Annotated in this window: 21 protein-coding genes; 10 read left to right on the top strand and 11 right to left on the bottom strand. The window is 34.5% G+C overall.

Annotation, left to right across the window (positions count from 1 at the left end; genetic code table 11):
* The 5 genes from Q0893_RS15675 (at position 1) to rlmB (ending at position 6,042) form a co-directional block, all read left to right on the top strand.
* Entirely contained in the window at positions 1-1,521 is a 1,521-nt protein-coding gene (locus tag Q0893_RS15675; protein ID WP_298903640.1) for a SusD/RagB family nutrient-binding outer membrane lipoprotein, read from the top strand.
* A 12-nt stretch (positions 1,522-1,533) separates the two neighbouring features.
* A complete protein-coding gene (locus Q0893_RS15680; RefSeq protein ID WP_298903641.1) occupies positions 1,534-2,388 on the top strand; it encodes a hypothetical protein in 855 nt (284 codons plus the stop codon).
* A 13-nt stretch (positions 2,389-2,401) separates the two neighbouring features.
* Complete coding sequence (locus Q0893_RS15685) at positions 2,402-3,448, top strand: hypothetical protein (RefSeq protein ID WP_298903642.1); 1,047 nt, start codon at positions 2,402-2,404, stop codon at positions 3,446-3,448.
* A 143-nt stretch (positions 3,449-3,591) separates the two neighbouring features.
* A complete protein-coding gene (locus tag Q0893_RS15690) occupies positions 3,592-5,244 on the top strand; it encodes an aryl-sulfate sulfotransferase (RefSeq protein ID WP_298903643.1) in 1,653 nt (550 codons plus the stop codon).
* Between the two features lie 63 nt (positions 5,245-5,307).
* The gene (gene rlmB / locus Q0893_RS15695; protein WP_298903644.1) at positions 5,308-6,042 is read left to right on the top strand and encodes a 23S rRNA (guanosine(2251)-2'-O)-methyltransferase RlmB; all 735 of its coding nucleotides are present in this window, start codon (positions 5,308-5,310) and stop codon (positions 6,040-6,042) included.
* On the opposite strand, the gene Q0893_RS15700 is transcribed toward rlmB, so the two are convergent.
* Complete coding sequence (locus Q0893_RS15700) at positions 6,039-6,788, bottom strand: rhomboid family intramembrane serine protease (protein ID WP_298903645.1); 750 nt, start codon at positions 6,786-6,788, stop codon at positions 6,039-6,041. The two genes, rlmB and Q0893_RS15700, sit on opposite strands and share 4 nt — an antisense overlap.
* A gap of 94 nt (positions 6,789-6,882) precedes the next feature.
* Between Q0893_RS15700 and Q0893_RS15705 the strand changes: the two genes are divergently transcribed.
* Entirely contained in the window at positions 6,883-8,163 is a 1,281-nt protein-coding gene (locus Q0893_RS15705; protein ID WP_299277366.1) for a replication-associated recombination protein A, read from the top strand.
* On the opposite strand, the gene Q0893_RS15710 is transcribed toward Q0893_RS15705, so the two are convergent.
* From Q0893_RS15710 to radC, 6 genes are all read right to left on the bottom strand, one after another.
* Entirely contained in the window at positions 8,160-9,005 is an 846-nt protein-coding gene (locus Q0893_RS15710) for a hypothetical protein (RefSeq protein WP_299277369.1), read from the bottom strand. The two genes, Q0893_RS15705 and Q0893_RS15710, sit on opposite strands and share 4 nt — an antisense overlap.
* Positions 8,998-10,410, bottom strand: a complete 1,413-nt coding sequence (locus Q0893_RS15715) for a DUF5723 family protein (protein ID WP_299277372.1) — start codon at positions 10,408-10,410, stop codon at positions 8,998-9,000. Before Q0893_RS15715 ends, Q0893_RS15710 begins: the two co-directional genes overlap by 8 nt.
* Before the next feature lie 4 nt (positions 10,411-10,414).
* Positions 10,415-10,975, bottom strand: coding sequence for a hypothetical protein (locus Q0893_RS15720; protein ID WP_299277375.1), 561 nt, complete (start codon positions 10,973-10,975; stop codon positions 10,415-10,417).
* A 48-nt stretch (positions 10,976-11,023) separates the two neighbouring features.
* Positions 11,024-11,713 carry a YjjG family noncanonical pyrimidine nucleotidase gene (locus Q0893_RS15725; RefSeq protein ID WP_299277383.1) on the bottom strand — a complete coding sequence of 230 codons (690 nt, stop codon included), beginning with the start codon at positions 11,711-11,713 and terminating at the stop codon, positions 11,024-11,026.
* On the bottom strand, positions 11,703-12,920 hold the full coding sequence (locus Q0893_RS15730) for a polysaccharide deacetylase family protein (RefSeq protein WP_299277386.1): 1,218 nt from the start codon (positions 12,918-12,920) through the stop codon (positions 11,703-11,705). Before Q0893_RS15730 ends, Q0893_RS15725 begins: the two co-directional genes overlap by 11 nt.
* Positions 12,921-13,018: 98 nt before the next feature.
* Positions 13,019-13,717, bottom strand: a complete 699-nt coding sequence (radC, locus tag Q0893_RS15735; protein ID WP_298903652.1) for a DNA repair protein RadC — start codon at positions 13,715-13,717, stop codon at positions 13,019-13,021.
* Positions 13,718-13,787: 70 nt separating this feature from the next.
* Here radC and Q0893_RS15740 point away from each other — a divergent pair, with 70 nt between their 5' ends.
* The 3 genes from Q0893_RS15740 (at position 13,788) to Q0893_RS15750 (ending at position 15,480) form a co-directional block, all read left to right on the top strand.
* Positions 13,788-14,231: a DUF1569 domain-containing protein gene (locus Q0893_RS15740; protein ID WP_298903653.1), complete on the top strand. Its 444-nt coding sequence runs from the start codon at positions 13,788-13,790 to the stop codon at positions 14,229-14,231.
* A 27-nt stretch (positions 14,232-14,258) separates the two neighbouring features.
* Complete coding sequence (locus Q0893_RS15745; protein WP_299277392.1) at positions 14,259-14,849, top strand: FMN-binding negative transcriptional regulator; 591 nt, start codon at positions 14,259-14,261, stop codon at positions 14,847-14,849.
* A gap of 199 nt (positions 14,850-15,048) precedes the next feature.
* The gene (locus tag Q0893_RS15750) at positions 15,049-15,480 is read left to right on the top strand and encodes a hypothetical protein (RefSeq protein WP_298903655.1); all 432 of its coding nucleotides are present in this window, start codon (positions 15,049-15,051) and stop codon (positions 15,478-15,480) included.
* 65 nt (positions 15,481-15,545) lie between these two features.
* Here the strand turns inward: Q0893_RS15750 and Q0893_RS15755 are convergent, their stop codons facing one another.
* The 4 genes from Q0893_RS15755 to Q0893_RS15770 form a co-directional block, all read right to left on the bottom strand.
* A complete protein-coding gene (locus Q0893_RS15755) occupies positions 15,546-16,187 on the bottom strand; it encodes a hypothetical protein (protein ID WP_299277397.1) in 642 nt (213 codons plus the stop codon).
* Positions 16,188-16,295: 108 nt separating this feature from the next.
* Positions 16,296-17,693, bottom strand: coding sequence for a hypothetical protein (locus tag Q0893_RS15760; RefSeq protein WP_299277399.1), 1,398 nt, complete (start codon positions 17,691-17,693; stop codon positions 16,296-16,298).
* An 86-nt stretch (positions 17,694-17,779) separates the two neighbouring features.
* Positions 17,780-19,135, bottom strand: a complete 1,356-nt coding sequence (gene murC / locus Q0893_RS15765; protein WP_299277401.1) for a Mur ligase family protein — start codon at positions 19,133-19,135, stop codon at positions 17,780-17,782.
* Positions 19,136-19,214: 79 nt separating this feature from the next.
* Entirely contained in the window at positions 19,215-20,171 is a 957-nt protein-coding gene (locus Q0893_RS15770; protein WP_299277404.1) for a tetratricopeptide repeat protein, read from the bottom strand.
* Positions 20,172-20,364: 193 nt separating this feature from the next.
* Here Q0893_RS15770 and Q0893_RS15775 point away from each other — a divergent pair, with 193 nt between their 5' ends.
* Positions 20,365-26,763 carry a carboxypeptidase-like regulatory domain-containing protein gene (locus tag Q0893_RS15775; RefSeq protein ID WP_299277408.1) on the top strand — a complete coding sequence of 2,133 codons (6,399 nt, stop codon included), beginning with the start codon at positions 20,365-20,367 and terminating at the stop codon, positions 26,761-26,763.
* Positions 26,764-26,795: the final 32 nt, after the last annotated feature.

Genomic DNA, 26,795 nt, shown 5'->3' on the forward strand with positions numbered 1-26,795 from the left:
ATGAAAACATATATAAAACTCTTCGGATTGTTATTGGCATTTGGAATGCTAACACAATCTTGTGAAAATGTATCAGTCAATGAGAATCCAAACGGTGTTATTGTAGATGAATTATTACCTGAGGTAGTAATGCCTGGTGCGCAAGTGAGGCCATCGGCTTTATTGATGTCGCGTATGAACCAATTAGGGAATACTATGATTGCTACTTGGTCAGGAAATGCACAACAAATACAAGCGCCATACTTCGTTGAATTTTCTCAACAAGTAACAGCAGATTTTTACGATGATATTTGGGATGGTCTATACATTAGAACTGGAAACCTTTCTAACATTATTGATTACGAAGGTGAAACCAATTATGATTACTACCAAGCAGCTGCGAAAATATTAAAGTCGTTTTACTTTCAATATTTAGTTGACACCTATGGTGATATTCCGTATTCTGAAGCTCATAAACGTGGAGCAAATCTTTTCCCGAAATATGACGCTCAAGCAGAAGTCTATAGAGCTTTAGTAGATCAAATAGATAGCGCTATTAACCAAATAGATAATACCGATATGTCTACTGTTGTAAATATGGGCGGTAATGATGTTATGCTTAATGGTAACATGGACCTATGGAAACGTTTTGGTAATACCGTTAAATTAAGGTTGCTAGTACGTCTTATGAATCTTGCAGATCAAGATGGAGCAACACAATCTTACCTTCAGGAAGAATTTGCTAGTTTAAATGGCGGTTCTGGCTTTATTGGATTAGGTGAAGATATCACTATAAATCCTGGTTATACAGATGAGAACGGTAAATCAAATCCATTCGCTGCAACATACGGATTTAACCCTGGTGAATTTGGTCAAACTGGTAGTGAATTGTTTGGTAATACCGCTACGGGACCAACAACCTTCTTAGTAGAATTATTAAACGGAACGTCCAATGGTGTGTCTGATGCTAGATTATCTAGACTTTACGAAGTAAGAGGTGGACAAGCCACTATTCAAGGTAACACCCAAGGTGGTGAAGGGCAACCTTCTAAAATAGGACAAGGTCTATTGAGTTCTGCTGTTCAAGATGGTATTATTATGACTGCTGCAGAATCTTTATTCTTGCAAGCAGAAGCTACACATCGTGGTTACTTATCTGGAGGCGCAAGTGCGAAATCATTATTTCAAGATGGTATTACCGCTTCATTTAATAGATTAGGTGCTAACCTAGGAACTTATTTAACAGATTCTGATAATGTTAACGGTATCGGATGGGATGGTACTGCCGATAAAGTTGAGGCCATTGTTACTCAAAAATGGATTGCACTTGGTGGTACTAACGGATTAGAAACTTGGATCGAGTTCAACAGAACCGGATACCCAAGTAATATGCCATTACCAGATATTGCTAGTCAAGCAACTCAACCTAAGCGTATGCTCTACCCTACTTCAGAATATGTAGGTAATACAGCTAACGTTTCTGAATATGGACAAACTAATGCTTCGGCATTTAATACCAGTATTTTCTGGGATGTAAACTAAAAAAATTGAAAGATGAAAAAATTTAAACTTTTATTATTTGCAATTCCACTTTTAACATTTTCATGTTTAGTGGATGACGATGCTCTTCAAATAGAGGAAGACCTTTCCAACACACCTTTTGTTGTTGGATTTAATAATAGCTCTGCTGGTCCTGCTTTTTTAACTGACGGACAAGTAAATCTATTTAGTGAAAATATTGTTTTATTTGGTGGAAATGATTTTTCAACAAATCCAAGTATTACAGTAAACTTTGAAGTCGATCAAAGTTCAACTGCCGTTGCTGGAACCGATTTTGATTTTGTAAACCCGTCTCAGTCAGTAACGATTGATGCAGACAGAGAATTTGCAAAACTGGATATCAATTTCTACTCAGATGTTATAGATGTTGACAATCCGAAAACATTGATATTAAATATTACTTCAGCTACTAATGGTGAAGTTGCAGATGAATTTAGAACATTAGTAATTACTATTAATGGTATTTGTTTTTCAGATATTGGAGGTATGTACAGCGTAACAACTACATATGGATATCATGATTTCTTACCAGCTTACAATCCTCAAACTACCGATATAGAAATTGAGGCCTTAGGTGATGGTATGTATCGTGTATTTGATATGTCTAGCGGTTTGTATAGCTCAGGACCATATGCAGATGCTTATGGTACAGGCCCAACGAGCTTCGATGTTGTTTTTACAGAAAATTGCGGTGAAATATCTTGGGTAGACCAAAATGATCCTTGGGGATTAGTTATTCCTTTAGAAGGAGGCGTTAATTCTGTTGATCCAGATACAGGTGTTGTCACCATATCATGGTTCTGCGAAGGCTATGGCGAAAACGGAGTTTCAGTTTATACACCACTTTAATACTTTGAATAACATGAAAAATATACATAAAAAAATAAGTTACTCTTTAGTTGTTGTATTTCTATTAGGTCTTGTCTCATTTTCATGTGAAAATGATGATTCAATTCCTAGAAGAGGAAAACCAGAACTAAGATTGGCGAACAATTCAGTTACAGTAACTGAAGGAGAAACTGCAGTCTTCAATATAGACGTAGAATACCCAGTTTCAGAAAAAATAGATATCAGGATTGATATTTTAGACGCAGATGGAAATCCAGTACCGACAGCAAACCCTACAGATGGGGATCCTACTACAGGTAACGGTTTCTTAGACAGAATTCAATTTGAATCTATTGAAGTACCTTATCCTACATGGTTTGAATCTGGTTGGTTCCAGTATGGATATTTGGGCGGAACAGGATACGTAGCATCCTTCCCTCCTTTTACTGAAGCTATCGAGCTAAATATTGAAACTATTCAAGATTTCATTCCTGAAGGTGCAACAACAGTTAATTTAAGATTAACAGCTACATCTTTAATGGAAGCAACTATCGAAGAAGATATTAGTATTACTATTAACGACTTTGTTGGAAACGACCTAGTAGCTCGATTAAATTGGGCTGGAGATTACCTCGAAAGCGGTGCTGATCCTTGTGATATAGATAATGGGTTAGACTTAGATTTAGAATTAATCTATGGTGGTGCTTATATTCAAACTAGTTATAACGACTGTCCTGAAGAATTAACTATTCTAGGTTCTGACGCTGATGGTACTTATATCATTGATGCAAGTTTCTGGACTGCCAACGGTAACTCGGCTACAGATAATAGCAATGTTCCAGCTTCTATAGATTTTATGAAAGCAGGTGTATTTGTAGAATCTGTTGATTTATCGTCTTTATTTCCACTAAATGATGGTGGACTTAATGATGGGAACGGTAATGCAATTACATCGTTTACTATAGAAAAAGCAGGAAATACATTTACAATTACTGATAGTAATGATACGCAAATTGCTCAAGGACGTTTTTCTGATCACAGAATGACGATCAACGAAAAACGAGCATTAAAGAATAGATAATTTAATATATCTATACATTAAAAAAAGTCACCTAAATTTAGGTGGCTTTTTTTTGTTAAATATGGCTTGTCTTAACTATTTTTGCCTTTTAAATGTTAGGTTTACAAAAAAAACAGCACTAACCGTTTATCAAATCAATTGCTATGATAAGAAAACTACTCGTCTCTCTTACCTTACTCTTTTATTTTAATTCATCTGCTCAAAACACTTTAGGAACTACATTTATTACAGAAGATGTTTTCGAAGCATTTACCCTTTATACCGTAAATACAAAATCGTATTTATTAAATAATTGTGGAGAAGTCATTAACGAATGGACCAGCGCTTACCTGCCTGGCAATGCCGTATATTTATTACCCAATGGAAATTTACTCAGAGCTGGGCGGCTTGCAGATGGCTCTAGTGATATTTCATTAGGTGGTCAAGGTGGTATTATAGAACTCTATAATTGGGATGGAGATTTACTATGGTCTTATGTCTATAATACAAATACATTTAGACAACATCATGATGTCTTTCCTATGCCTAACGGAAATGTATTAATTCTTGCAGTAAAAACAATTACAGATACCGAAGCTATTGACGAAGGAAGAAACCCTGCTTTATTAGCTGACACACGCCTCTACATGGAGGAAATTTTTGAAGTGGAACCTGTTGGTACCAATCAGGCGAATGTGGTTTGGGAATGGAATATAAAAGATCACTTAATTCAAGATTTTGATAACACAAAAGCTAATTTCGGGGATGTTTCAGCCAACCCTGGAAAAATGGATATCAACTTTTTAAATGGAGGTTCTGGTGGTGAAAATTGGTTACATTTTAATTCTATTCAGTATTATGAAAATTTCGATCAAATTGTAATTAGTTCTAGAAACCTCAGTGAAGTTTTAATTATAGATCATTCTACAACGACAGCAGAGGCTGCCACAAGTTCAGGAGGAAATTCAGGAAGAGGTGGAGATTTCGTATATCGATGGGGAAACCCTCAATCGTACCAACAAGGAACGGCTACAGATCGTATATTATACGGACAGCATTATCCGCATTATATTGCAGATGGCCTAACCGATGAAGGGAAAATAATTTTGTTTAATAATGGCAATGGAAGAGAACCTAATTTCTCTGAAGTTTTAATTATAGATCCTCCTGTTTCTGACACTGGTATCTATTCTTACACGCCAGATACAGCTTATGGGCCATTAGCAGCAGATTATACATATTCCGATTTACCAGCCGATCCTACCGCAGATTCCGATTTTTATTCTGCAATTGTGAGTAGTGCACAACGACTGCCTAACGGAAACACACTTATTTGTGAAGGTCGAACCGGAGAAATTTTTGAAATTGATGCGAGTGATACGATTGTATGGGAATATCAAAACCCAATAAGCAATGCCGACGGAACATCATATATTCAAGGTGAGGCACCACCAGTTAACGGGCTTGTTTTTAGAGCTATTAAATATGCTCCTGATTACCCTGCATTTGTTGGTAGAGACCTAACACCTGGAGCTCCATTAGAACAAAACCCAGATCTTACGGCTTGTTTCAATTTAAGTGTAGATGATTTTGAAATTACTGAAATATCAATACATCCTAATCCAGCAACAGATTACATCAATGTAACATCAACTAGCAATATAGATAAAATTGAACTCTATTCGGTTTTAGGTAAAAAAGTACACGAAGTAAACGATGTTGATACTATGAACCTTTCAAATTTTAATTCTGGAATATATTTCGTTCGATTATATTCTGGCAATAATAGTATCAGTAAAAAAATAATAAAGCAATAAACTTGCTTTACATATATTAAAAACCATTCTATTTTTAGAGTGGTTTTTTTATACCTTTGAACCATGGAAAAAGAAACCACCATTTTTGGTATACGTGCTGTAATTGAGGCCATAAAGTCTGGAGAAAATATTGATAAAATTTTTTTACAAAAAGGATTACGAGGTGAGTTATTTACAGAGCTAGAACAACTGTTAAAAAAGGAGCGTTTAAATAGTTCTTACGTTCCAGTTGAAAAGCTCAATCGTTTATCTAAAAAAAATCATCAAGGTGTTATTGCTCAAATTGCTCCTATTTCATTTTATGATATTGAAAATTTAGTAATGAACGTTATCGAATCTGGAAAAACGCCACTCTTTTTATTATTGGATCAACTTAGTGACGTTCGTAATTTTGGTGCTATTGTTCGTACCGCCGAATGCACAGGTGTTTCTGGTATAATCATTCAAAAGAAAGGTGGTGCTCCCGTAAACGGAGACGCCATCAAAACCAGTGCTGGTGCGCTTTTCAAAATGCCTATTTGTAAGGTAGACCATATTAAAGATGCCGTATTTTATATGCAAGCCAGTGGTATTAAAGTTATTGCTGCTACCGAAAAGACAGATCATACAATTTATGACGTTTCATTTAAAGAACCTTGTGCAATTATTATGGGGTCTGAGGGTAGAGGCATTAATCCTTCAGTGCTTAAAATAGCAGATGATAAAGCGAAACTTCCACTTTTAGGTGATATTGAGTCGCTAAATGTTTCTGTAGCTTGTGGTGCATTTTTATACGAGGCCGTTAGACAACGTCTTTAATCGTTATTCTTTTTAAATGTATACGTAATCGATGGCTTCTCGTTTTCTTCGGAAATAGCCTCCTCCTCTACTTCTGGCTCTAAATTTTCAATAAAGTTTCCGTTTTCATCGAAATGTTTCAAAAAGGGATCATCCTCTTCATTATAATCTGGTTGTTGCCAAACGTAACGTTCAGGCTTAGCAATAGCTTTTCTAAAAATAACGGCAAAAATGAAACCTGAAATAAGACCTCCAAGATGTCCTTCCCATGACATACCATCTTTTACAGGAAATGCGTACCAAATCATACTTCCGTAGAGAAAAATGATAATAAGAGATAAGGCAACAAGTCTAAAGTGTCTTGCAAATATGCCTTTAAAAAAAATAAAACTTACTAGCACATACACCAATCCACTTGCCCCAATATGGTTTGCTGGTCTACCAATAACCCACGTAAACAACCCAGAAAGTACAATGCCAAAAAACAAGACTTTCCATGATATCTTCCTATAGAAGTAAAATAAGGCTACAGACAAGATAAACAATGGAATACTATTATGATACAGATGCTCTATATCTGCATGAATAAACGGACTTGTAAAAATGCCTAGCAAACCTTCTAATTCTTGAGGGTAAACTCCCATGCGTTTAATAGATGGAAAAAAGCGGACTTGCAACCAAAATACGATCCAAATGGAAAGCACGAAAGCAATAGGATAGGCAATAACTCCCGTAGAATATTTAAAATGTTGTTGGTTATTACTCATAGCCATGATCTAATTTAAAACTTTAATATCAAAATACTGTCCATTTATTAAAACTATGAAATATTGTCACCTCTGTTTTTTGTAATTTTACATTATGAATGAACCTCTAGCAGAACGATTAAGGCCACAAACTCTTGATGATTATTTAAGTCAGTCGCATTTAGTTGGCAAAACTGGCGTTTTAACCCAACAATTAAATCAAGGTGTTATTGCATCAATGATTTTCTGGGGACCTCCAGGGACGGGAAAAACCACACTTGCTAATATCGTTGCTAATGAATCTCAACGTCCTTTTTATACTTTAAGTGCCATCAACTCAGGTGTTAAAGATATTAGAGAGGTTATAGACAAAGCCAAGCAAAGTGGTGGTTTGTTTACTACCAAGAATCCCATTTTATTTATTGATGAAATCCATCGTTTTAGTAAGTCGCAGCAAGATTCTTTATTACAAGCAGTAGAAAAAGGCTGGGTGACTTTAATTGGTGCTACAACTGAAAATCCAAGTTTTGAAGTTATTCCTGCCCTATTATCGCGATGTCAGGTTTATATTTTAAACTCTTTCGAAAAAAGTGATCTAGAAGCCTTATTGCATCGTGCACTGAAAGAAGATAATCTTTTATCAAAACGAAATATTACGCTTAAAGAAACCGAAGCCTTAATAAGACTATCTGGCGGCGATGCTAGAAAACTATTAAATATTTTTGAGCTTATTGTTACTTCTTTTGATGAAAAAGAGACCATTGTCATTACAAATGATGTCGTTTCTAAACGCGTACAAAGCAATACTGTACGCTATGACAAAACAGGCGACCAACATTATGATATTATTTCGGCATTTATAAAATCTATACGAGGTAGTGATCCAAATGCCGCTGTGTATTGGTTAGCTCGCATGATAGAAGGTGGTGAAGATGTTAAGTTTATAGCACGACGATTACTTATCTTGGCGAGTGAAGACATTGGTAATGCTAACCCAACAGCTTTGGTTATAGCTAATAACGCATTTCAGGCTGTTTCTGTTATTGGTTACCCAGAGTCCCGGATTATCTTAAGTCAGTGTACAACCTATCTCGCTACATCTCCTAAGAGTAATGCAGCCTATGAAGCGATTGGAAAAGCCCAACAATTGGTAAAGGAAACTGGTGACCTCTCTGTACCATTATCTATTAGAAATGCACCTACAAAATTGATGAAAGAATTGGGTTATGGAGATAATTATCAATACGCACATAAATACGAGAACAACTTTGTTCCGCATGAATTTTTACCAGAAGAAATTAAAAACACAACGCTTTATAAGCCTGGAAACAATGCGCGAGAAAATGCCCAACGCGAATTTTTAAAATCGCGGTGGAGAGGTAAATATGATTATTAAAATTTCAGATTAATTTTTTTAACACGAAGACGGTTTCCATCATTTTCGGCATAAACCCATCCGCTTTCATTTCTATAAACAACAGCATCTTTGCCCTGAACAATATACATGTCGGGAGAACCAGAGTACAATAACATCATGACCTTCTTAGGCTCTGTATCTACAATTTGAAATCCATTGTTAATAGGTTGCGCATATAATATGTCTTTTTTATCCACCACTTCGGAAGTAATAACAGGCTCCTCCTCCTCTTCGATGATTTCAATTTCATCAGGAATTTTAACCTTCTCATCAGCTGCTTTGATTTCAGATTCTACGACTTCAAGTGTTTCTTTACTATCAACTTTAGTTTCGGCCGCTTTTTCTTTCACAGCTTCAACGTTAGTTGTTTTGCTTTCTGAACTTCCGTTATACTTATAATCAAAGTCTTGATACGTAATAAAAGCATCTCTAGTAGCCTTAGTATACGCTTTTTTAAAGTTCTTAATTTTAGTAATACCTATTACAGATGTTGCAACGGTGTTATTTTTACAATCCACCAAATCGATCTGAATTTTAGTTACTAGAAACCCACCTTTTACATCCTTTAAAACAGCTTTGAGTGCCATACAGTTGTCTGCTCCTAAATCACTAGGAAACTCATCACTTTGCAAATATGCTTGATAACCATGTTTGTTAAACAAAAATTTGGTTAAGGAGTTCAATTGATATTGATCTTCAGATTTTTGAAAATCATACTGTGTAGGAACAATAATATATTTATAGTTATTAATCGCATCTTGAGCGTAAGTACCAAACTGAAATATAAAGCTAAAGGCAATAAAAAAAAGTATTCTATTCATCTGAATCAAAAATTAGGTTTATTCCGAATTGTAAAGATACACTTTGTGCTCTAGAAATATTTTGCAATTCGGATAAATTATTACCCATGAAGTACATATTAAAACTACCGATATGAAAAGAAGCTCCTAAACCTATGTTATGGTAAGAAAAATCATCCACTGTATAGGTGAGTTTAAGTCTTAAAAAATCAAATAACCTTCGGTAGTAAAATGCTGTAGCCGCGAACTGAGGTTGCCTTGGTCTAAATATTGAAAATAATTGCAAACCTACGGCATTTTGATAAGGCTTTTTCCCTGCGTAACAATCACAATCTTCCCCATTCTCCTTTCCAAAATTATAACGATAAGATGCATTGAATTTTGTTGAACGCCATGTTACATAATTACCTTTTAGTGTATCTATTTTTATATTTTCGTCAAACTCATCTTCCAAATTTTGCCAATATGGCGTTGTTCCTTCGGCATTAATTAAAGGCGGAAACACGAGCTCAACTCCTTCTGTTGTATAACTTCCATTGAGATGATACGTTTCGACATCTTTAGTATGAAAAACAGCACCTAGATCTAACAAGCTACCAGTAATGACATGTTGTTCTTTGGGTTGATATGTAAACCCTACATCAACACCTAAGCCTAAATTACCACCTAGAAAAACGCGTTTTCTAAGTGTTTTTATATCCTCTTTAATATCAGAATTGTCATCAGCCAAGAGCGAAGCAATTCCTGAGGTCTGCGCTTTTCCATCTAAAAACTGAAACACGTGTTCATATACATTATCGCCTGTTGTACTTGGACGCGTTGTAAATGTTCCAGAGTTATTTGTACTGTTTACATTTGCAATACTTGAATACAACTTTGCTCTGGCTCCAATGGTTAATTTTTTGCTTACTTGCTTGTTGATTCCAAAATGAAACACAGATAAAACCTCCCCTTTAAAACTCACATCTCCTAAGGAAAATGATTGTCCAATATAATCTGCATTTCCATCCCAAAGTAAAATTGCAAGATCTTTAGGGAAATATGCAATGATATCGGCCTCCTCATATATACCATATGAAAAATATGTGGTTTCATTTTTTCTCCATCCACCATTAATAACCTCTAACTGCTGGTTAAGTGTAAAATAATCTCTTTTAGAGAGAGAAAAAATGGCGTTTCTAATTTTCGTATTAATATTTACACCATCGTCTTTAAAAATATCATAAGCCGAAATACCTGAGCTACCAACATTTAAGTGAAATTGTGATAATAAAGGGATTCCAAAGTGCTTGTCAAAAGATACGAGAGCACCTGGATTTTGATTTAACGTTTGAGGCAGGTCATTAAAATCATACAATAGCTCTTTGTTCTGGCCAATTGCCAATACTGAAAGCAATAATGCTATGTAGGTTATTTTTAGACGCATTCATTTATAATTCGAAATAAAAAGTGGCCTTAGATTCCAATTTCAATGATCCTAAAGTTGTAGCATCAATGGGATTGGTACTTGCTGGCAATGTTATCCTGTAGATTAACTTTGTAGCTTCTTCAAAAGTACTGAGTTCTGGTTCTTCGATTAAAAAACTAGAAGTTACCTCTATAGGTGCGTCATGTTGACCAGAAGGCACATCAATTTGAGCTAAATAGCGCTGTTCATCGGCATCAGTAACAAAAACTAAATCGATATTAAAATTTCGATCTATGCTATTGGTAAATTCAAAGGTTAATTCAGTTTTGGCGAGTTGATCAACAAAAAAGTCTGAATTGATATATTCAAGTCGTGTTGTATCTGTTAAAATTAAGACCTCATCTTGAGTAACATCATCAACAAAGCTAGGCCCTTCGAGGTTAGAAAAAATTAAACTGGCTTCAAAAACTGGAGTCGGTAAGATGTTCTCAGCTTGGTCAAAATCTACATCACTTACGCAAGAAGAGCATAGAAGAATACTTGCTATTATAGTAACTAACAATAAGAACTTAGGCTTTTTCATAATGACTTAGGCTTAGTACTTAAACGAAAATCCCGACAGTTAAGTATATCACAAATACTTTTTTAAATCTTCAAGTCGTTTTACCTGTTTAATATGATCTATAGTTTTATAGTCGTGATAATTGTATAAAATTACATCTAACCCCACATCCAATGCTCCTAAAATGTCAGCTTCATAGTTATCTCCAATCATTAAACTTTCATTAGGCTTTGCATTGGCTAAGTTCAGGGCATAGTTAAAAATGATAGGGTTAGGTTTCTTAACACCCGCTCTTTCAGAGTTTGTTATGGTTTTAAAATATTTAGCAATATTGGCATTATCCATTTTTTTCTGTTGTGCCTCTTCGAAGCCATTGGTAATAATGTGCAATTGATAGTTTTCTTGCAAATGCTCTAAAATAGAGATGGCACCATCAAATAGGTGATTAAACGAAGTTAGGTATGTAATATAATCTTCAGATAATTGATTAATAATATCGTCTGTTACAGTATAATTTACCGCATCAAATGAATCTTTTAATCGTTTATATCTCAGGCTCCGTTTATCAATTTTTTCTTCCCTATAAAGTTTCCAATAACTGAGGTTAATGGGCTCATAAGCCGTTAAAAAATCTCTTGCATTAATATCTAATTTATGTATTTCAAAGATCTTTTTAAATGTTAATGCCGAATTCTTATCAAAATCCCAAAGCGTATGATCTAAGTCAAAAAATATATGTTTTACCCCTTCAATTTTCATGTCGTGATTTTAAAATTTGAGTAAATAATTGTCTAAATCCTTTCCACCTCACATCGCTTCCAAAACAATAATTATGAAACACTGGTGTAAATGTTCCATTCACTCCTTTAACGGTATCAATAAGTCGCTGCAATTCTTGAGCTTTATCTAATTGCGATTGGTATTTAAGCAAGGCGTGGTCTAAACAATGAAATGAATGAATTAGCAAAGGTGTTCGCATTTCATAATCGAGATCATAAAACAAAAACGGTGTACAGGTGCCAGCTCTAAAACCTAAATGATTGAGATAACCCATGGTGAAATCATTCTTTATCTCTAACTCTATAAGGTTGCGGTACGAGTTAGGCAAATTGATTTTAGAAAACGAATTTCGGGTGGCATCTAACTCATAATTTGTAACAAACTCCATTTTCTTCTTTTCTTTTTTCAGAATGGCAATACTATCTAATGAAAAATAAGAAGCCTTAAGTCCAACCTTACAATAATCTGTAATAGATTTGATAAGCGACACAAATTTCTTTTTATTAATATTTATGTTCTTATCGAAAGTAGAATAATCTCCAATTAGAAAAAAAACAATAAACTTAAAATCGCACTGTTTTTGTTTATTTATAATCCACTTAAAAGTATCATACGGATCTCGTTGAAAGCCAAACAGTACTAAAAATCGTTGATAAAATCGTCTTAACTTGAATCTAAATAAATCATTAATTGTACCTCCAACTGTACGCATTAATCCTTTCTGTTTAAAGTAGTACGCCATAGGTACGTCTATAACAGGTTGTATGTTATAAGTGCGCTCTGGAAATTTGAAGTCTTCGAATTTCTGTTCTAATATTGCTTTGAACTTATAGGCCCAAATATCTACTACTGGTTGATGCAAAAAATCTTCCTTATACGCTATACTTTCTGTGGCCGTAAATCGACCAAATTCATCTTTAACATGCGGAAGGTATTCCTCATAACGACTTAACAAATAAAACGACGCTGCAAAAATATCAAACGGTAAAGCACTCTTTTCACCTGTTGAAAAAAAGCATTTGGTATCGCCCCAATCTTGAACATTAATATCTATATCTGACAAACCTTGTTCAAATAACAACTCGTGATTTCTTATAAAAATCTCATGGCTCAATGGCTGTCTTGTATAAGACATTTTTAAACTATCGTGCGCTATAAACTCCTCAATGGTTGTTGTAAATGACACAGGTATACCTAGAACCCTTGTACAAAGGTGTTTAAAAGCAAAACGGAGTCGAGGTGTAATTTTATGAGTATAAACGAGTAGCAATAGTCTCTTTAGTTTTAAAGCAGGTTTTCATCTGCGAAACTAAAATATGCTTTTTCTGTGATAATCAAGTGATCTAAGACCTTAATATCTAAACTTTGAGCGGCTAGCTTCAATTTTTGAGTGAGATTTTTATCGGCTATACTCGGTTTTAAATTACCAGAAGGGTGATTATGCGTTAGTATTAAACCAACAGCACCAGACTCTAAGGCTGTTTTCATTACTAAACGTACGTCGACCAAGGTTCCTGTTATGCCGCCTTTGCTCAATTGCTGTTTTTGAATCACTTTATTAGCATTATTGAGATAAATTATCCAAAATTCTTCATGAGGCAATTCTCCAATTATCGGTTGCATCAATTCAAAGACCGAGTGACTAGAAGTGATTTTATTTTGCAACAAGGCTTCACCTCCTCTCCTACGTCTCCCTAATTCTAAGGCTGCAACAACTGAAATAGCTTTAGCCTCACCAATACCTTTAAAGGCCATTAATTGTTTTAATGTTAATTTTCCGAGGGCGTTTAGGTTATAATCAACACTACTCAAGATTCGCTTACACAAATCAACAGCGCTTTCTTCTCTATTTCCAGAACCAATAAGTATGGCAATCAATTCGGCATCGCTTAAGGCTGGTAACCCCTTATCTCTAAGTTTTTCTCGTGGTTGATCATCCTGTGACCAATTTTTTATTGAAAATGAACCATATTTTTGAGTCATCTTATAAAGATATATTGTAACTTTCTAGAGTATAAATATAATGCATTATATAGAAAAAATACTACACTTTATGAAATCTATATTCAATACTGAGGCACATCAGGAAATTATGGACAGACTCGAACAGCTCAATGAGAATTCTCAAGCCAATTGGGGTAAAATGAATGTTGCACAAATGACATGGCATTGTCAAGGTCCTTTTAATATTATGCTTGAAAAAAACAACTATGGAATGAAACCCAGTTGGTTTGCCAAGATGTTTTTTAAAAAATCACTTTACAACGACAAGCCATGGCGGAAAGGATTACCTACGGCCAAGTTTTTAAAACCTACAGAGGACAAAAATTTTGCTAATGAAAAAGCTAAACTTGCAGAGCTCATCGATGAAACTCATGCGCAACGTGTTAAAAGCGAATGGAATCCACATCCTGCCTTTGGTTACTTCACAGCTGAGCAATGGGGACAAATGCAATACAAACATTTAGATCATCACTTTAGACAGTTTGGTGTATAACTTGAACAAACCTAAAACATTTGAAAATTGAATTATCCTCCTAAATATCATCAAGATAATGACCAAAATCACTTGATTGAGGTTATAAAAACCTATCCTCTTGCGACTGTAATTTCTGTTGAAAACAACCAACCTTTAATTACACATTTACCCCTAATATTTAAAAACGGAAAGCTGGTTGGTCACATTGACGTCTATAATCCACAGGCTAATTTGTTAAAAAACGGTAATGAGGTAACGCTCTTATTTTCTGGGCCAGAATGTTATATCTCACCTAGTGTCTATGGAACAACTCAATTACCTACATGGAATTACATAAAAGTTCATCTCAAAGGACATGTTGACGCTATTGAAAGTAAAGAGGCTTTAAAACAATCATTAATTTCAATGACAGAATTTTTAGAGGCGCCAGATTATAAGTATGTGTTAGAACCAGATAACCCGAGACTAGATCGTAATCTTGATTACATCAAAATGTTTGAGATTAGCATTACGCATTGGGAAGGAAAATTTAAGCTGTCGCAAGATAAAAAACCTAGTGATACCACTTATGCTCGTGAGGAGCTTATAAGAGCAAACCAAGAGAGTATTAAACAGTTTTTAGATAACGTATTTTAAACGCTTAGACCCAAATCAAATCTGCCCAAATGGGTCAATACACAAACCTCAAATTGTTTTAGAAAATAGGCTTCAGCAGGATTAAAACCACCATCTCGGTTTCTAGTTGAAATGTTAATTTCACATCAGATAAATTTGCTATATCATAAAAATGTCCGAATTTCGTTTTATATTTAAAACAAAAGCAAACTCAAGAACAATGAAAAAGATTTTATTACTAATGCTATTTGTGTGTAGCATTACTTACTCATGCCTTCCAGATGATAGTGACTCTGGTGCAGAACCCGATGGACCAACGATTTCAAATATTAAATTTGAAGTAACAACAACAAGAAATACTGAGGGTATTATCACGACAACTATTAATAATGATACAGAAACCGAAGAGGTAGAAAATTTACCATATAGTCGCACCTATGCTCAAGTGGAGTTAGAAAGCGGTATCTATTTTAAATTAACATTTCTAGAAAACGGAACGTACAGTGCCTCTTCTGGAGGTGGTACTAGTTGGACAGACTATACAGCTGTGCTAACTATTTCTATTGATAATGTTGTGGTTAGAACAGAAATATTTAATATCAATGAAGACAATGCTTCAACCGTAAGAGAAATTGATCTTACTGTAAATTAAAAGCTATATATCAATAAAAAAAAGCCACGATTTAAATCGTGGCTTTTTTTTTCTACTAAGCTATACTACTCTGCAATAGAATAGCTATCTAAACGTCTTATAACTGATGGTATATCACTACTTACAAAAGATGATGTGTCATAGATTAAACCGAAACCATCTGCATAATAAAAATAATCTACCGCTGGAGAGTTATTGCCATCTGGTAATATGGCATAACGTTGAGAATTAATGCAAGTAAATGTTCCCGCTTCAACATCTAAAGTGCTTTCCCCTTCAGCTAGTTGCTCTACGATATTTCCCCAATTGTTTTCGCTCAAAACCCTAACTGAAAAATCATTATTCGTGAACTTTACATCGCCCTCACTCGTTACTAAATTGCCATTGGTTTCTCTTAAATACTCAAAATGTTCTCCGTTTGCATTACAAAAGGTAATGCCTTCTTCATTTCCTGTTGTTAGTCTTCTAAACTTGAAATATGTGTTTCCTGAAATATCTTCGGTAGCAACAATACTTACAGAATCAATAACTCCAGTGTCGTCATAAACTTCTGTTTGATGATTATACCTATAATTCTTATAAACCCAAAAATTGCCAACTGTCAAGGCATAAAAATTGTCCTCTTGAATTTCAGGAGTGGTTGAAGCATCATCCGAACAAGAAAAAAGGCATGCGGTAAAGCATATGCAGAAAAGAATACGTTTCATAATAATTAATGGTTTTGGTTAATAATTAGTAAACGTAAAAGTGTAGTATAGAATGAGTTGGTTTGGTTGTTGTAAGAATAACGCTATAAAATTTAGTTTATTACAATCCTATAAATTATTTCTTTTATATGTATCAATCGTATTTATTGGGTACTTAATTCTGAGCTCTTTCTGTTCTTCAACATAAGCCTCGCTGCTTTTAAATTCATCAAATACAGTTTGTTCTTTTTCCCGTAAATCGTGAGCTGCCCTAAATTGAGCAGACAGTGCTGTAATATACTCTTGATATGTCGTTTCTTCTGAAATGATATAATTAACAACGGTCTCTTTGGAAATGTAATTTTTAAATTTTCTAATCAACATCTGTTGTGGAACAATTAGGCCATCTATAACAATCTTATTTCCAACATGGACATTCAAACTATCTTTAAATGACCTATTATTCGGAAACGGTTCAGGAATTGGTGGATAAGATGAAGCATCTCCTGGTCTAAATTGAAGCACATGATTTGTTATAAAATTTCTAAAACCCTGTTGATTGTAATTTCTTGTATAGGGGTTCTCATTATAAACAACATAGCCCACCTTGTAATACCCCGAAGCGTATAAATTTGCCTCTATTTGTTTAACATAATTGAGTTTTATGGTCTTGTCTACAGACAGTCTAATCTCTAAATAGTCTAATAATTCTTCCCTAAACCATAAACTTTTTCTTGCAATTTCACTAGGGATTTCGTGCATTTCTATGGTCTCCCCATCTTCGTTTTTTATAAGGATTTCGTCATGGTTATTTTTTATTACTTTGAAGTTAACTTCGGGGTACCTTCCTCTGCTAACCTTAGTATGATAAAATGATCTAGGCAAATCTACTACAGGATTAGCTTCTAAGGCCATTTGATCTATGGCTTTATAATTAGTCAAATTAATTCTACTTAACCCTAATGAAAGTAGACAAAGTACTATGGCGTGTATTAACATAAACTTCCACTTTCTTCTTTTCAAAACCTTATTTAAGGTTTTCCATGATTCGAGGTATAAAGCAATAATTAAAATCCCAGCTATTATATATCTAGAATCTGACCAAATGGGATATTCTACACAGCATATTGCAAATGCTCCAAACATGAACCCTAATTTTGCAAACCAATGTGCAAAATTAAAGCCTAAGAAGATTTGTTCGTTTACAATTCGTTTTCGTTTAAAACTTTTTCTCGACATCAATTTTTGAGGTCGATTAAATATAAAACTTAGGGCTATTGAATTACCCAAAATAAGCGATAAGCCGGCAAAGAATAAATTATAAAAATTCCTGTCTGTTTCATTTAGAATATTTGGGTAGAGATCGTAGCTAAAAGATATCACTCTAGACACTTCACGTATGATATAAGAAAAACTATAGATGACAACGGCAGAAGTAAGTCCGATAAATATAGTAATCAATAATTTGCGCTTAGACATTTGTCTAAGATTAATATGATCATCATAAAACCGTCGGTTGAATTTCATAAATCGTGCTTATAATTATAAGTACAATCCTGAATCAAAACGTTACAATAATTAATACGCTAATACATTGAATCTTGGTCGAGATTTTAAGCAATGAGTCCTTTCACCTCGTCAAAATCTAGACCTCCGTAATTTCCAGAACTCATGAGTAGTAACGCTTTATCACCAAAATCTTGAGAAAAGAGATACGACTTAAAATCGTCCGGATTGGTATAAATAATGAGATCGTCTCGCTGAAAAGCATTGGCTATTTGTTCGTGGGTAACCTCATCTAACTGCTTAATTTCTACGGCATGCGGAGAATAAAACACAACAGCAACATCGGCGGCATCTAAAGCTCCTTTATATTCTTTTAAAAACTCAGCATTCAAACTGCTGTAAGTATGCAGCTCCAAGCATGCTACTAAGGTTCTATTTTGATATTGCTCTTTTACAGCATTTGTTGTAGCTTCAACCTTACTTGGAGAGTGGGCAAAATCTTTATAAGCAACACTTTTAGAGCTTTCAGCAATTTTTTCCAATCGTTTGCTAGCACCCTTAAATGTTGAAATGGCCTCATAAAAATCGTCTTCATCAATTCCCATATGCTGACAAATCCATTTGGCACCTGCCAAATTATTGAGGTTATGCTTTCCAAAGACTTCAATAGGTAAATCACCTTCTGGCGTAGCAAGCAATGTTTGCCCATTTTCAACACGATACTCAGGCGTATGATAAGCCAGTTTTCTTATGGTGTTTTCGCTAGCCTCAACAACATGTTTTACTGCTTCATCTTCTTCGTTATAGTTGATGCTGCCACCTTCAACAATCGAATCTACAAAAATTGAAAACTGTTCTACATAATTATCATACGTTGAGAACACATTGATATGGTCCCACGCAATCCCACTCAATAAGGCAATATTGGGTTTGTATAAATGGAATTTAGGTCGTCTATCTATTGGAGAGCTCAAGTACTCGTCACCTTCTAGCACTATAAAATCATTGTCTTCGGTTAATTTCACCATGACATCAAAACCTTCAAGTTGCGCTCCAACCATGTAATCGACATCTCTATCATGATAATGCATAACATGTAAAATCATGGAAGTAATCGTTGTCTTCCCATGACTCCCTCCAATCACAACACGTGTTTTGTTTTTAGATTGCTCATACAAAAATTCAGGGTAACTGTATATTTTCAAATTGAGCTCTTGCGCTTTTAATAATTCTGGGTTATCAGCCTTAGCATGCATTCCTAAAACAATAGCGTCTAAATGAGATGTGATTTTTTCTGGAAACCAACCAAAAGATTCTGGTAGCAATCCCTTAGCATCTAATCTTGATTTTGAAGGTTCAAAAATAGTATCATCACTTCCCGATACCTGATATCCTTTATTGTGCAGAGCCAAAGCCAAGTTGTGCATTGCACTACCTCCAATAGCTATAAAATGTACGTTCATTTACTGAATTTTAGACCTTCAAATATACTAATTGAAGCGTTAAAATGAACGAACTATCTCAGAAGATTTTATACAGAAATTATAGCTTTTGAATCTTTTGCTTTTCCTTTTTAAAAACTTTGATCTTTGGCAAACTCACCATGGCTTTATCAATCCATTTTAGTGCTTCTTTCTTTTGACCTTTGTTCTTGTAGATTTGGGCCAAGCGATAGTAAGCCCATGCCTTTGGCACACCATCTTTTTCCGAATAATTTTCAATATAAGTTAGCAGGCAGTTTCTTCCTTTATCGAGTTGAATATTATATTCTGCACAGACTTTTCCAATTTGATAATGCATGGCATTACGTTGATGTTTTTTACCAGAAGATTCTAAATTAGCAATAGCTTTTTCAGGCTGGTTCTCTTTTTCATAGAGTTTGGTAAGTTTATCATAGCAGGTTAGAGAACCTCCTACATTAATAGCCAATTTATAATATTTCTCGGCTAATTCTGGCTCATCATCATACTCATAAATATAACCTTTAGCTAAATATCCATCTACTTTAGACAAGGCTTCTAATTCTTTCGCATATTTAAGAGATTTGCTCTTACTTCCACCAATTATACCAGGCAATTGCATATAAAGTTCAACCAGCGCCCAGCGTGTATCAATATGTTTTGGATCTAACTCTGCCGCTTTTAAAAAAGCTGATTTAACATCTCCAATAATCCCTAATGCCTTTATTTTACTTACACTCAGGGCCTTCATTCCTAATGCTCCTCCATATTTATAATGAAAGTTTGCATTGCTAGACTCGAGCTTTGTTAATTTTTTATAGTGTGTAGCTGCTTCGTCCCATTTTTTCTGATGACCATAAGCATCTCCTAATAACTCAAGCCCTTCTTTGTCATTTTGATGTGCTTTTACATACGTTGAAAGTAACTGCTCTGCTTTTTCAAATTTTTTGGCATCAAGAAGTGTCTTAGCATTATTTAATGTTGATGCTTGGCCAAAACTTAATATTGGAACTAACAGAAAAATATATAAATATTTCATACGTCTCTTTAAACAAAATGCATACCAATAATTTATAATTTTAGAAATGGTATTGTTTTTGATTTTCAAGTTGTAAATATAATGCGTTTACGGCTAAAATTCATAACTTCACTCAACCAAACGAGGTAATACCTAATTTGTTGTTTTACAGTAAGTTTTTAAACTTTAGTTTGCACAGAAACAATTGAAACAAATGAAACCATTTATAAGCCTATTAATGATACTCCTTTTTGCCAATTTCTCAAATGCTCAATCTCCTGAAGACTATAATAAGCTCTGGAAAGAAGTTAGCGATTTCGAAAGAAAGGGGTTACCAAAATCAGCTCTAAAAGTTGTCGAATCAATCGAAAAGAAAGCAAAAGCAAGTCATAATACACCTCAAGAAATTAAGACTTTACTTTTCAGAAGTAAATATGCACTAATTCTTGAAGAAGACGCGCAATTTAATATTATCAACGAGTTTAAAACTGTTATTTCAAAAAGTGAAGCTCCAACTAAAAATGTGCTACAAAATATGCTGGCTACACTGTACTGGCAATATTTTAATCAAAATAGGTGGAAATTTTATAATCGAACAAAAACAAGCGAGAAAGTTGATGAAACCGACTTTAGAACTTGGGACCTTCAAACCCTATTTGATGATATCCATTCTAATTATCAGCAGTCTTTACAAAACGGATTGATACTTCAACAAACGCCTTTAAAAGATTACGAAGCTATTTTGGTGAGTGAACCAGATTCTAAATTATATAGACCTACACTTTTTGATCTTTTAGCTCATAACGCCCTTGCATTTTATAAAACAGACGAAACCAATATTGCAAAACCTGCGTACAAATTTGAAATTGACAACCCAGATTTACTAAGTCCTTATAAATCATTTATTACCTTAAAATTAGATGCTAAGGATTCGACATCTCTCCAGTTAAACGCACTAAAAATTTATCAAGATTTATTGAAATTCCATAGGTCTGATGCCTCCCCAAAGGCTTTGGTTGATGTTGATGTGGAACGTTTGTTTTTTACGTATCAAAATGCCACTTTCGATGACAAACAAGATGTACTATTAAAGGTTTTAAAAGACGAGAGTGCGCATTGGCATAAGATTAAGTCTGATGTAGCCGCGTTATATGATTTTGAAATTGCTAAAATTTATGTTGAACAAGGTCATCAGTATGATCCAAAAAAAGAGGATAACAATTTTCGTTGGAAATTTAAACAAGCATTAGAATTGTGTGAATCTGCTATTAAAGGTTTCCCAGGCAGTAAAGGAGCTCAAAAATGTGAAGTGCTTAAAAACCAAATTTTAGCGCAGTCTTTGCAAATAACAACTGAAAACTTTGTACCTATTGAGACCCACTCATTGGCCTTAATTCGTTATAAAAACATAGCCGATATCGATTTCAAGATTGGAGTTATTAGTGATCCTGAAGATATAAAGATTATTTATAGTCATCGCAAAGACATGCAGTTTGATATTCTTAATAGAATGCAAGCAATCCATAGTTGGACGGCAAAACTCAAAGACGAAAATGATTACCAAACACATAGTACAGAAATAGCTGTACCTAAACTTAAAAACGGTCGTTATTTTATTTTTGGTAAAGTCCAAAATAGTAACAATACATATGCTTTTAAAGAAATACAGGCGACTAACATAGCTTATATCCAAAAAGAGCAAAAAGAAGTTACTACCTATCAGGTCATTAATAGAGCAAATGGAAACCCTATAGCTAATGCCAAAATCACTTACTCCTATATTAAGGATTATCAAGGTGATCATAAAACCAATACGTATACGACTGACACTAAAGGAGAATTTCATATCAAAAGAAAAGTTTACAGGAGAAATAGTATCAAACTCAAAATTGAATCTCAGGATGATATAGCATACTTTGAAAACCTGTATGTAAATCGCTATTACAATAATAGGCCATCTAAAAATCAAGCCTATAAGGGGTTTCTATTTACTGATCGAAGTATCTATAGGCCAGGTCAAACTCTCTATTTTAAAGGCATAACCATGGTAACTAGAGATAACAAATCTATGGTTACCAAGGATCAAGCTGTTAACGTAACCTTATACAACACTAATGGAGAGGAAGTCAAAAAACTAGAATTAACAACAAATGATTTTGGTTCGGTATCAGGAGAATTTATTCTTCCCAACACAGGACTAACAGGTCATTTTTCGTTGCGCCTTACAGGCGGAAATAACTTAAACGTTTATCATTCTTTTTCTGTTGAAGAATATAAGCGTCCAAAATTTGAAGCGACTTTCAAACCTGTTTCTAAAACTTACAAAATAAATGATACCATTAGCGTTAACGGAAACGCACTTGCCTACGCAGGAAGTAATATAACCGATGCTAAAGTAGTATATCGTGTTCATCGAAAGGTACGTTACCCAAACTGGTACTATTGGTACAGGCCTTATTTTAATAGTGAGCCTCAAGAAATCACTCACGGAGAAACCACGACAGATGCTTCTGGAAACTTTGAGATTAAATTTAAAGCCATTCCAGATGAAAGTGTAGATAAGGCATCACAGCCTATTTTTAATTATGAAGTCATTGCCGACATCACAGATATTAATGGTGAAACAAGAAGCACTACAACTACTGTAAAGGTAGGTTATCATGCGCTTGTGGCTTCCGTTACTGTAACGGATCGTTTGGATAAAAACGATAAAAAGAACCAAATAAATATCGATACTAGAAATTTAAATGGTGAATTTGCACCTGCCACAGGGTCTGTTAAGATATATAAACTTAAAGCTCCAAATTCTGTTTTAAGAACACGACCATGGCCTGCGCCAGATTATGTTCAGTTTACAAAAGAAGAATTTAAAACCTTATTTCCTAATGAAGCCTTTTCTAACGAGCATAATGTTTTGTTTTGGGAAAAGGGTGAAATGGTTTATTCTAAAGCGTTTGACACGGAAAAATCGAAAGCCTTAGAATTAGGCCGCATTAAACGCTGGAAATCTGGCAAATACCTTGTCATTCTAGAAAGTAAAGATCGTTTTGGGCAAAACATAAAAGATGAAGCCCGATTTTCACTGTATAGTGATAATGATAAACATCTTGCCGACCATCAACTTTTTAGTGTAAGTACTAATAAAAGTTCGTATAAAATCAATGACACTGTCGAGCTTACTTTAGGATCTTCTGCCAATATTTATGTTACTGTTGATATTGAAAAAAATCATGAAATTATTGATACACAAATCATTCATTTAAATAATAATAAGAAAACCATAAACATTCCTGTAACTCGTAATGACTTAGGAGGTTTTGCTATTCATTATACCTATGCGTTTCAAAATACGCATGCTCAAAGTACCTTAACTATTTCTGTGCCTTACCCAAAAACAGATCTAGATATCGAAACGTTAACATTTAGAGATAAACTACAACCTGGAGTTGATGAAACATGGCGTTTTAAAATTAAAGGACCGAAGGGAGATAAAGTCGCGGCAGAGTTATTAGCTAGCATGTATGATATGTCTTTAGATCAGTTTAAAGCACATCAATGGCATTTTAATCCAATAAGTAATAGGACTTATTATTCTTCATTTAGACCAAATTATGGCCGAAGTTTTAGTGTTCAGCAGTTTAGAGTTGAAAACCTAAAAAGAGACATTGGTAGTTATCACGTTCAAAATTATGATAGATTGAATTTTTTCGGACTCTATTTTAGTCATTACTACTATGGTCGACAACAATACCTAAAACGCCTTAAACATTCAATTCCGTCGACTTATACGAGCAAAACAATTAAGAGTCAGAAAAAAGGAATCATCAAAGGTATCGTATATGATAATGAAGGAATTCCTCTCCCTGCAGCAAATATTTTGATAAAGGGTACCTCAACGGGAACTACTACAGATTTCGATGGCAATTTCTCGCTTAAAGCAAAAAAAGGTGACGAATTAGTTATTACATACATAGGTTATAAATCGTTAAACATAAAAATTTCAGAAGACAATTACTTCACCATTACACTTTATGAAGACGGAGACCTATTAGATGAAGTTGTAGTTGTTGCCGAACAAGTTTCTCAACCTAGAGCAGAATCAGGAATACTAAACCTTATTAGTATGGATGATGAGGCCGACAAGGATAGTTTCGGATTTGAGACTAATGGAAAGTTTAAAACATCTGGAAACAAAAACTTTAGAGATGGTGATTCACGATCTACTGAAGCCTATAAAAAAGAACAAGAAAAGAAGGATGAACAAAATTTTGACGATGTTAAAATTAGAAAGAACCTTCAAGAAACGGCTTTTTTCTTTCCACAATTGCAAACCGATAAAGATGGCAATGTTAGTTTTAGTTTTACGACACCTGAGTCTTTGACCAAATGGAAATTGCAATTATTAGCGCATACTAAAACATTAGACCATGGCACTATGTCTCTCGAAACAGTGACACAAAAAGAACTCATGGTGTTACCCAATGTACCGCGTTTTTTACGTGAAGGAGATCAAATTACAGTGAGTACCAAAATTGCAAATCTTACAGATAAAGAATTAAAAGGTGTTGCTGTATTGCAGTTATTTGACGCACTAACAGGAAAATCTGTTGACAGTGAATTATCTAATGCCTATAATGAATTAAGTTTTACGGTTTCAGCGGAAGGAAACACTAGTGTATCATGGAATCTTGATATTCCTTTTGATATTGATGCAGTACAATACAAAATTATTGCAAAAGCAGGCGATTTTAGTGATGGCGAACAAAATGCATTGCCTGTATTAAGTAATCGTATGCTTGTTACAGAAACCTTACCAATGTGGATTAAAAGTAACGAAACAAGAACCTTCACTCTTGATAAACTTAAAAATGTATCGTCGTCTACGCTTAGACATCAAAAGTTAACTTTCGAAATGACTTCGAATCCTGCTTGGTATGCTGTACAAGCCTTACCATACCTTATGGAGTATCCTTATGAATGTAATGAGCAAACCTTTAGTCGATACTATGCTAATGCTTTAGCAAGTCATATTGCTCATAGTAATCCAAGAATTCAAGAGGTATTCAATCAATGGCGAAATACGGATGCTTTATTAAGTAATCTTGAAAAAAATCAGGAGTTAAAATCTATTTTAATTCAGGAAACGCCTTGGTTACGTGATGCGCAAAGCGAAACCGAACAGAAAAAACGCATTGCCCTTTTGTTTGATTTGAACAAAATGAACAACGAACTGGCTATGGCTAAGAATAAATTAAAAAATGGTCAAATGGCAAATGGAGCTTGGCCTTGGTTTAACGGAGGACGTCCAAGTCGTTACATTACACAACATATTATAACAGGGTTTGGACATCTCAACAAATTAGGAGTGACCACTAGCGAAGAATCATCAATGATAACTAAGGCTCTTAATTACTTAGACGCCGAGTTTGTTCAAGAATACAAGGATCTTAAAAAGTATAATCCTGATGTCGATTTGTCTAAAGACCATCTCAGCTATACACAGCTACATTATTTATATATGCGTAGTTTTTATCCTGAGATTGACGTCACAAAAGAAGTACAGACTATAATAGACTACTACCAAACGCAAATACAAAAGTATTGGTTAAGTCGTTCGCTCTATGCCAAAGGCCTAATGGCACTTGTAACACATCGAATGGATGACAAAAGCACAGCCGAAAGCATCTTAAAATCACTTCGTGAAACGAGTATCACGTCTGAAGAATTGGGCATGTACTGGAAAGCGAATACAAGTTCTTGGTATTGGTATCAAGCACCTATTGAAACGCAAGCCTTACTTATTGAAGCTTTTTCTGATATTGAAAATGATACCGCCACAATCGATAATTTAAAAATATGGTTATTAAAAAATAAACAAACGAATCGTTGGCAAACTACAAAGGCTACAACAGATGCTATTTATGCTTTATTATTGCAAGGCAGTGATTGGTTGAGTGTTACAGATATGGTTGATATTGTTTTAGGCGGACAAGCCATAGAGCCTTCAAAATTGGAGGACGTCAAAGTAGAAGCTGGAACTGGATATTTTAAAACCTCATGGTCTGCTAATGAAATTACACCAGAAATGGCCACTGTTAAACTTACCAAAAAAGGAGATGGTATTGCCTGGGGAGGTTTGTATTGGCAATATTTTGAAGATTTGGATAAAATCACATCTGCCGAAACACCTTTAAAATTGAAGAAAAAACTTTTCAAAAAAGTGAATACAGACACAGGCGAAGAAATTACTGAAATTACAAAGGAGACCGAGTTAAAGGTTGGTGATTTGGTAAGAGTTCGTATAGAACTACGTAGTGATCGTGCGATGGAATTTGTTCATATGAAAGATATGCGTGCGGCTGGATTAGAGCCTATAAATGTGTTGTCACATTATAAATATCAAGATGGATTGGGCTACTATGAAAGCACAAAAGATGCTGCTACCAACTTCTTTTTTGATTATTTACCAAAAGGCGTTTATGTTTTTGAATACGATTTAAGAGTCAATAATGCTGGTCATATGAGTAATGGAATTACCACGATTCAAAGTATGTATGCGCCAGAATTTAGTAGTCATAGTGAAGGCCTAAGAATCTCTGTAGAAAATGATTAACTGTTAGTAAACATGGTCATTTTCGACAAATT

The sequence above is a fragment of the uncultured Psychroserpens sp. genome (assembly GCF_947494225.1).
Classification (GTDB): domain Bacteria; phylum Bacteroidota; class Bacteroidia; order Flavobacteriales; family Flavobacteriaceae; genus Psychroserpens.

Excerpts from the sequence above, each read along its gene's own strand:
- Q0893_RS15705 (WP_299277366.1), top strand. The coding sequence starts at position 6,883 with ATGAATGAACCTCTAGCAGAACGATTAAGGCCACAAACTCTTGATGAT.
- Q0893_RS15710 (WP_299277369.1), bottom strand. The coding sequence starts at position 9,005 with ATGAATAGAATACTTTTTTTTATTGCCTTTAGCTTTATATTTCAGTTT.
- Q0893_RS15675 (WP_298903640.1), top strand. The coding sequence starts at position 1 with ATGAAAACATATATAAAACTCTTCGGATTGTTATTGGCATTTGGAATG.
- Q0893_RS15690 (WP_298903643.1), top strand. The coding sequence starts at position 3,592 with ATGATAAGAAAACTACTCGTCTCTCTTACCTTACTCTTTTATTTTAAT.
- Q0893_RS15680 (WP_298903641.1), top strand. The coding sequence starts at position 1,534 with ATGAAAAAATTTAAACTTTTATTATTTGCAATTCCACTTTTAACATTT.
- Q0893_RS15685 (WP_298903642.1), top strand. The coding sequence starts at position 2,402 with ATGAAAAATATACATAAAAAAATAAGTTACTCTTTAGTTGTTGTATTT.
- Q0893_RS15725 (WP_299277383.1), bottom strand. The coding sequence starts at position 11,713 with ATGAAAATTGAAGGGGTAAAACATATATTTTTTGACTTAGATCATACG.
- Q0893_RS15770 (WP_299277404.1), bottom strand. The coding sequence starts at position 20,171 with ATGAAATATTTATATATTTTTCTGTTAGTTCCAATATTAAGTTTTGGC.
- Q0893_RS15775 (WP_299277408.1), top strand. The coding sequence starts at position 20,365 with ATGAAACCATTTATAAGCCTATTAATGATACTCCTTTTTGCCAATTTC.
- Q0893_RS15750 (WP_298903655.1), top strand. The coding sequence starts at position 15,049 with ATGAAAAAGATTTTATTACTAATGCTATTTGTGTGTAGCATTACTTAC.
- murC (WP_299277401.1), bottom strand. The coding sequence starts at position 19,135 with ATGAACGTACATTTTATAGCTATTGGAGGTAGTGCAATGCACAACTTG.
- rlmB (WP_298903644.1), top strand. The coding sequence starts at position 5,308 with ATGGAAAAAGAAACCACCATTTTTGGTATACGTGCTGTAATTGAGGCC.
- Q0893_RS15760 (WP_299277399.1), bottom strand. The coding sequence starts at position 17,693 with ATGAAATTCAACCGACGGTTTTATGATGATCATATTAATCTTAGACAA.
- Q0893_RS15740 (WP_298903653.1), top strand. The coding sequence starts at position 13,788 with ATGAAATCTATATTCAATACTGAGGCACATCAGGAAATTATGGACAGA.
- Q0893_RS15755 (WP_299277397.1), bottom strand. The coding sequence starts at position 16,187 with ATGAAACGTATTCTTTTCTGCATATGCTTTACCGCATGCCTTTTTTCT.
- Q0893_RS15715 (WP_299277372.1), bottom strand. The coding sequence starts at position 10,410 with ATGCGTCTAAAAATAACCTACATAGCATTATTGCTTTCAGTATTGGCA.
- Q0893_RS15700 (WP_298903645.1), bottom strand. The coding sequence starts at position 6,788 with ATGAGTAATAACCAACAACATTTTAAATATTCTACGGGAGTTATTGCC.
- radC (WP_298903652.1), bottom strand. The coding sequence starts at position 13,717 with ATGACTCAAAAATATGGTTCATTTTCAATAAAAAATTGGTCACAGGAT.
- Q0893_RS15720 (WP_299277375.1), bottom strand. The coding sequence starts at position 10,975 with ATGAAAAAGCCTAAGTTCTTATTGTTAGTTACTATAATAGCAAGTATT.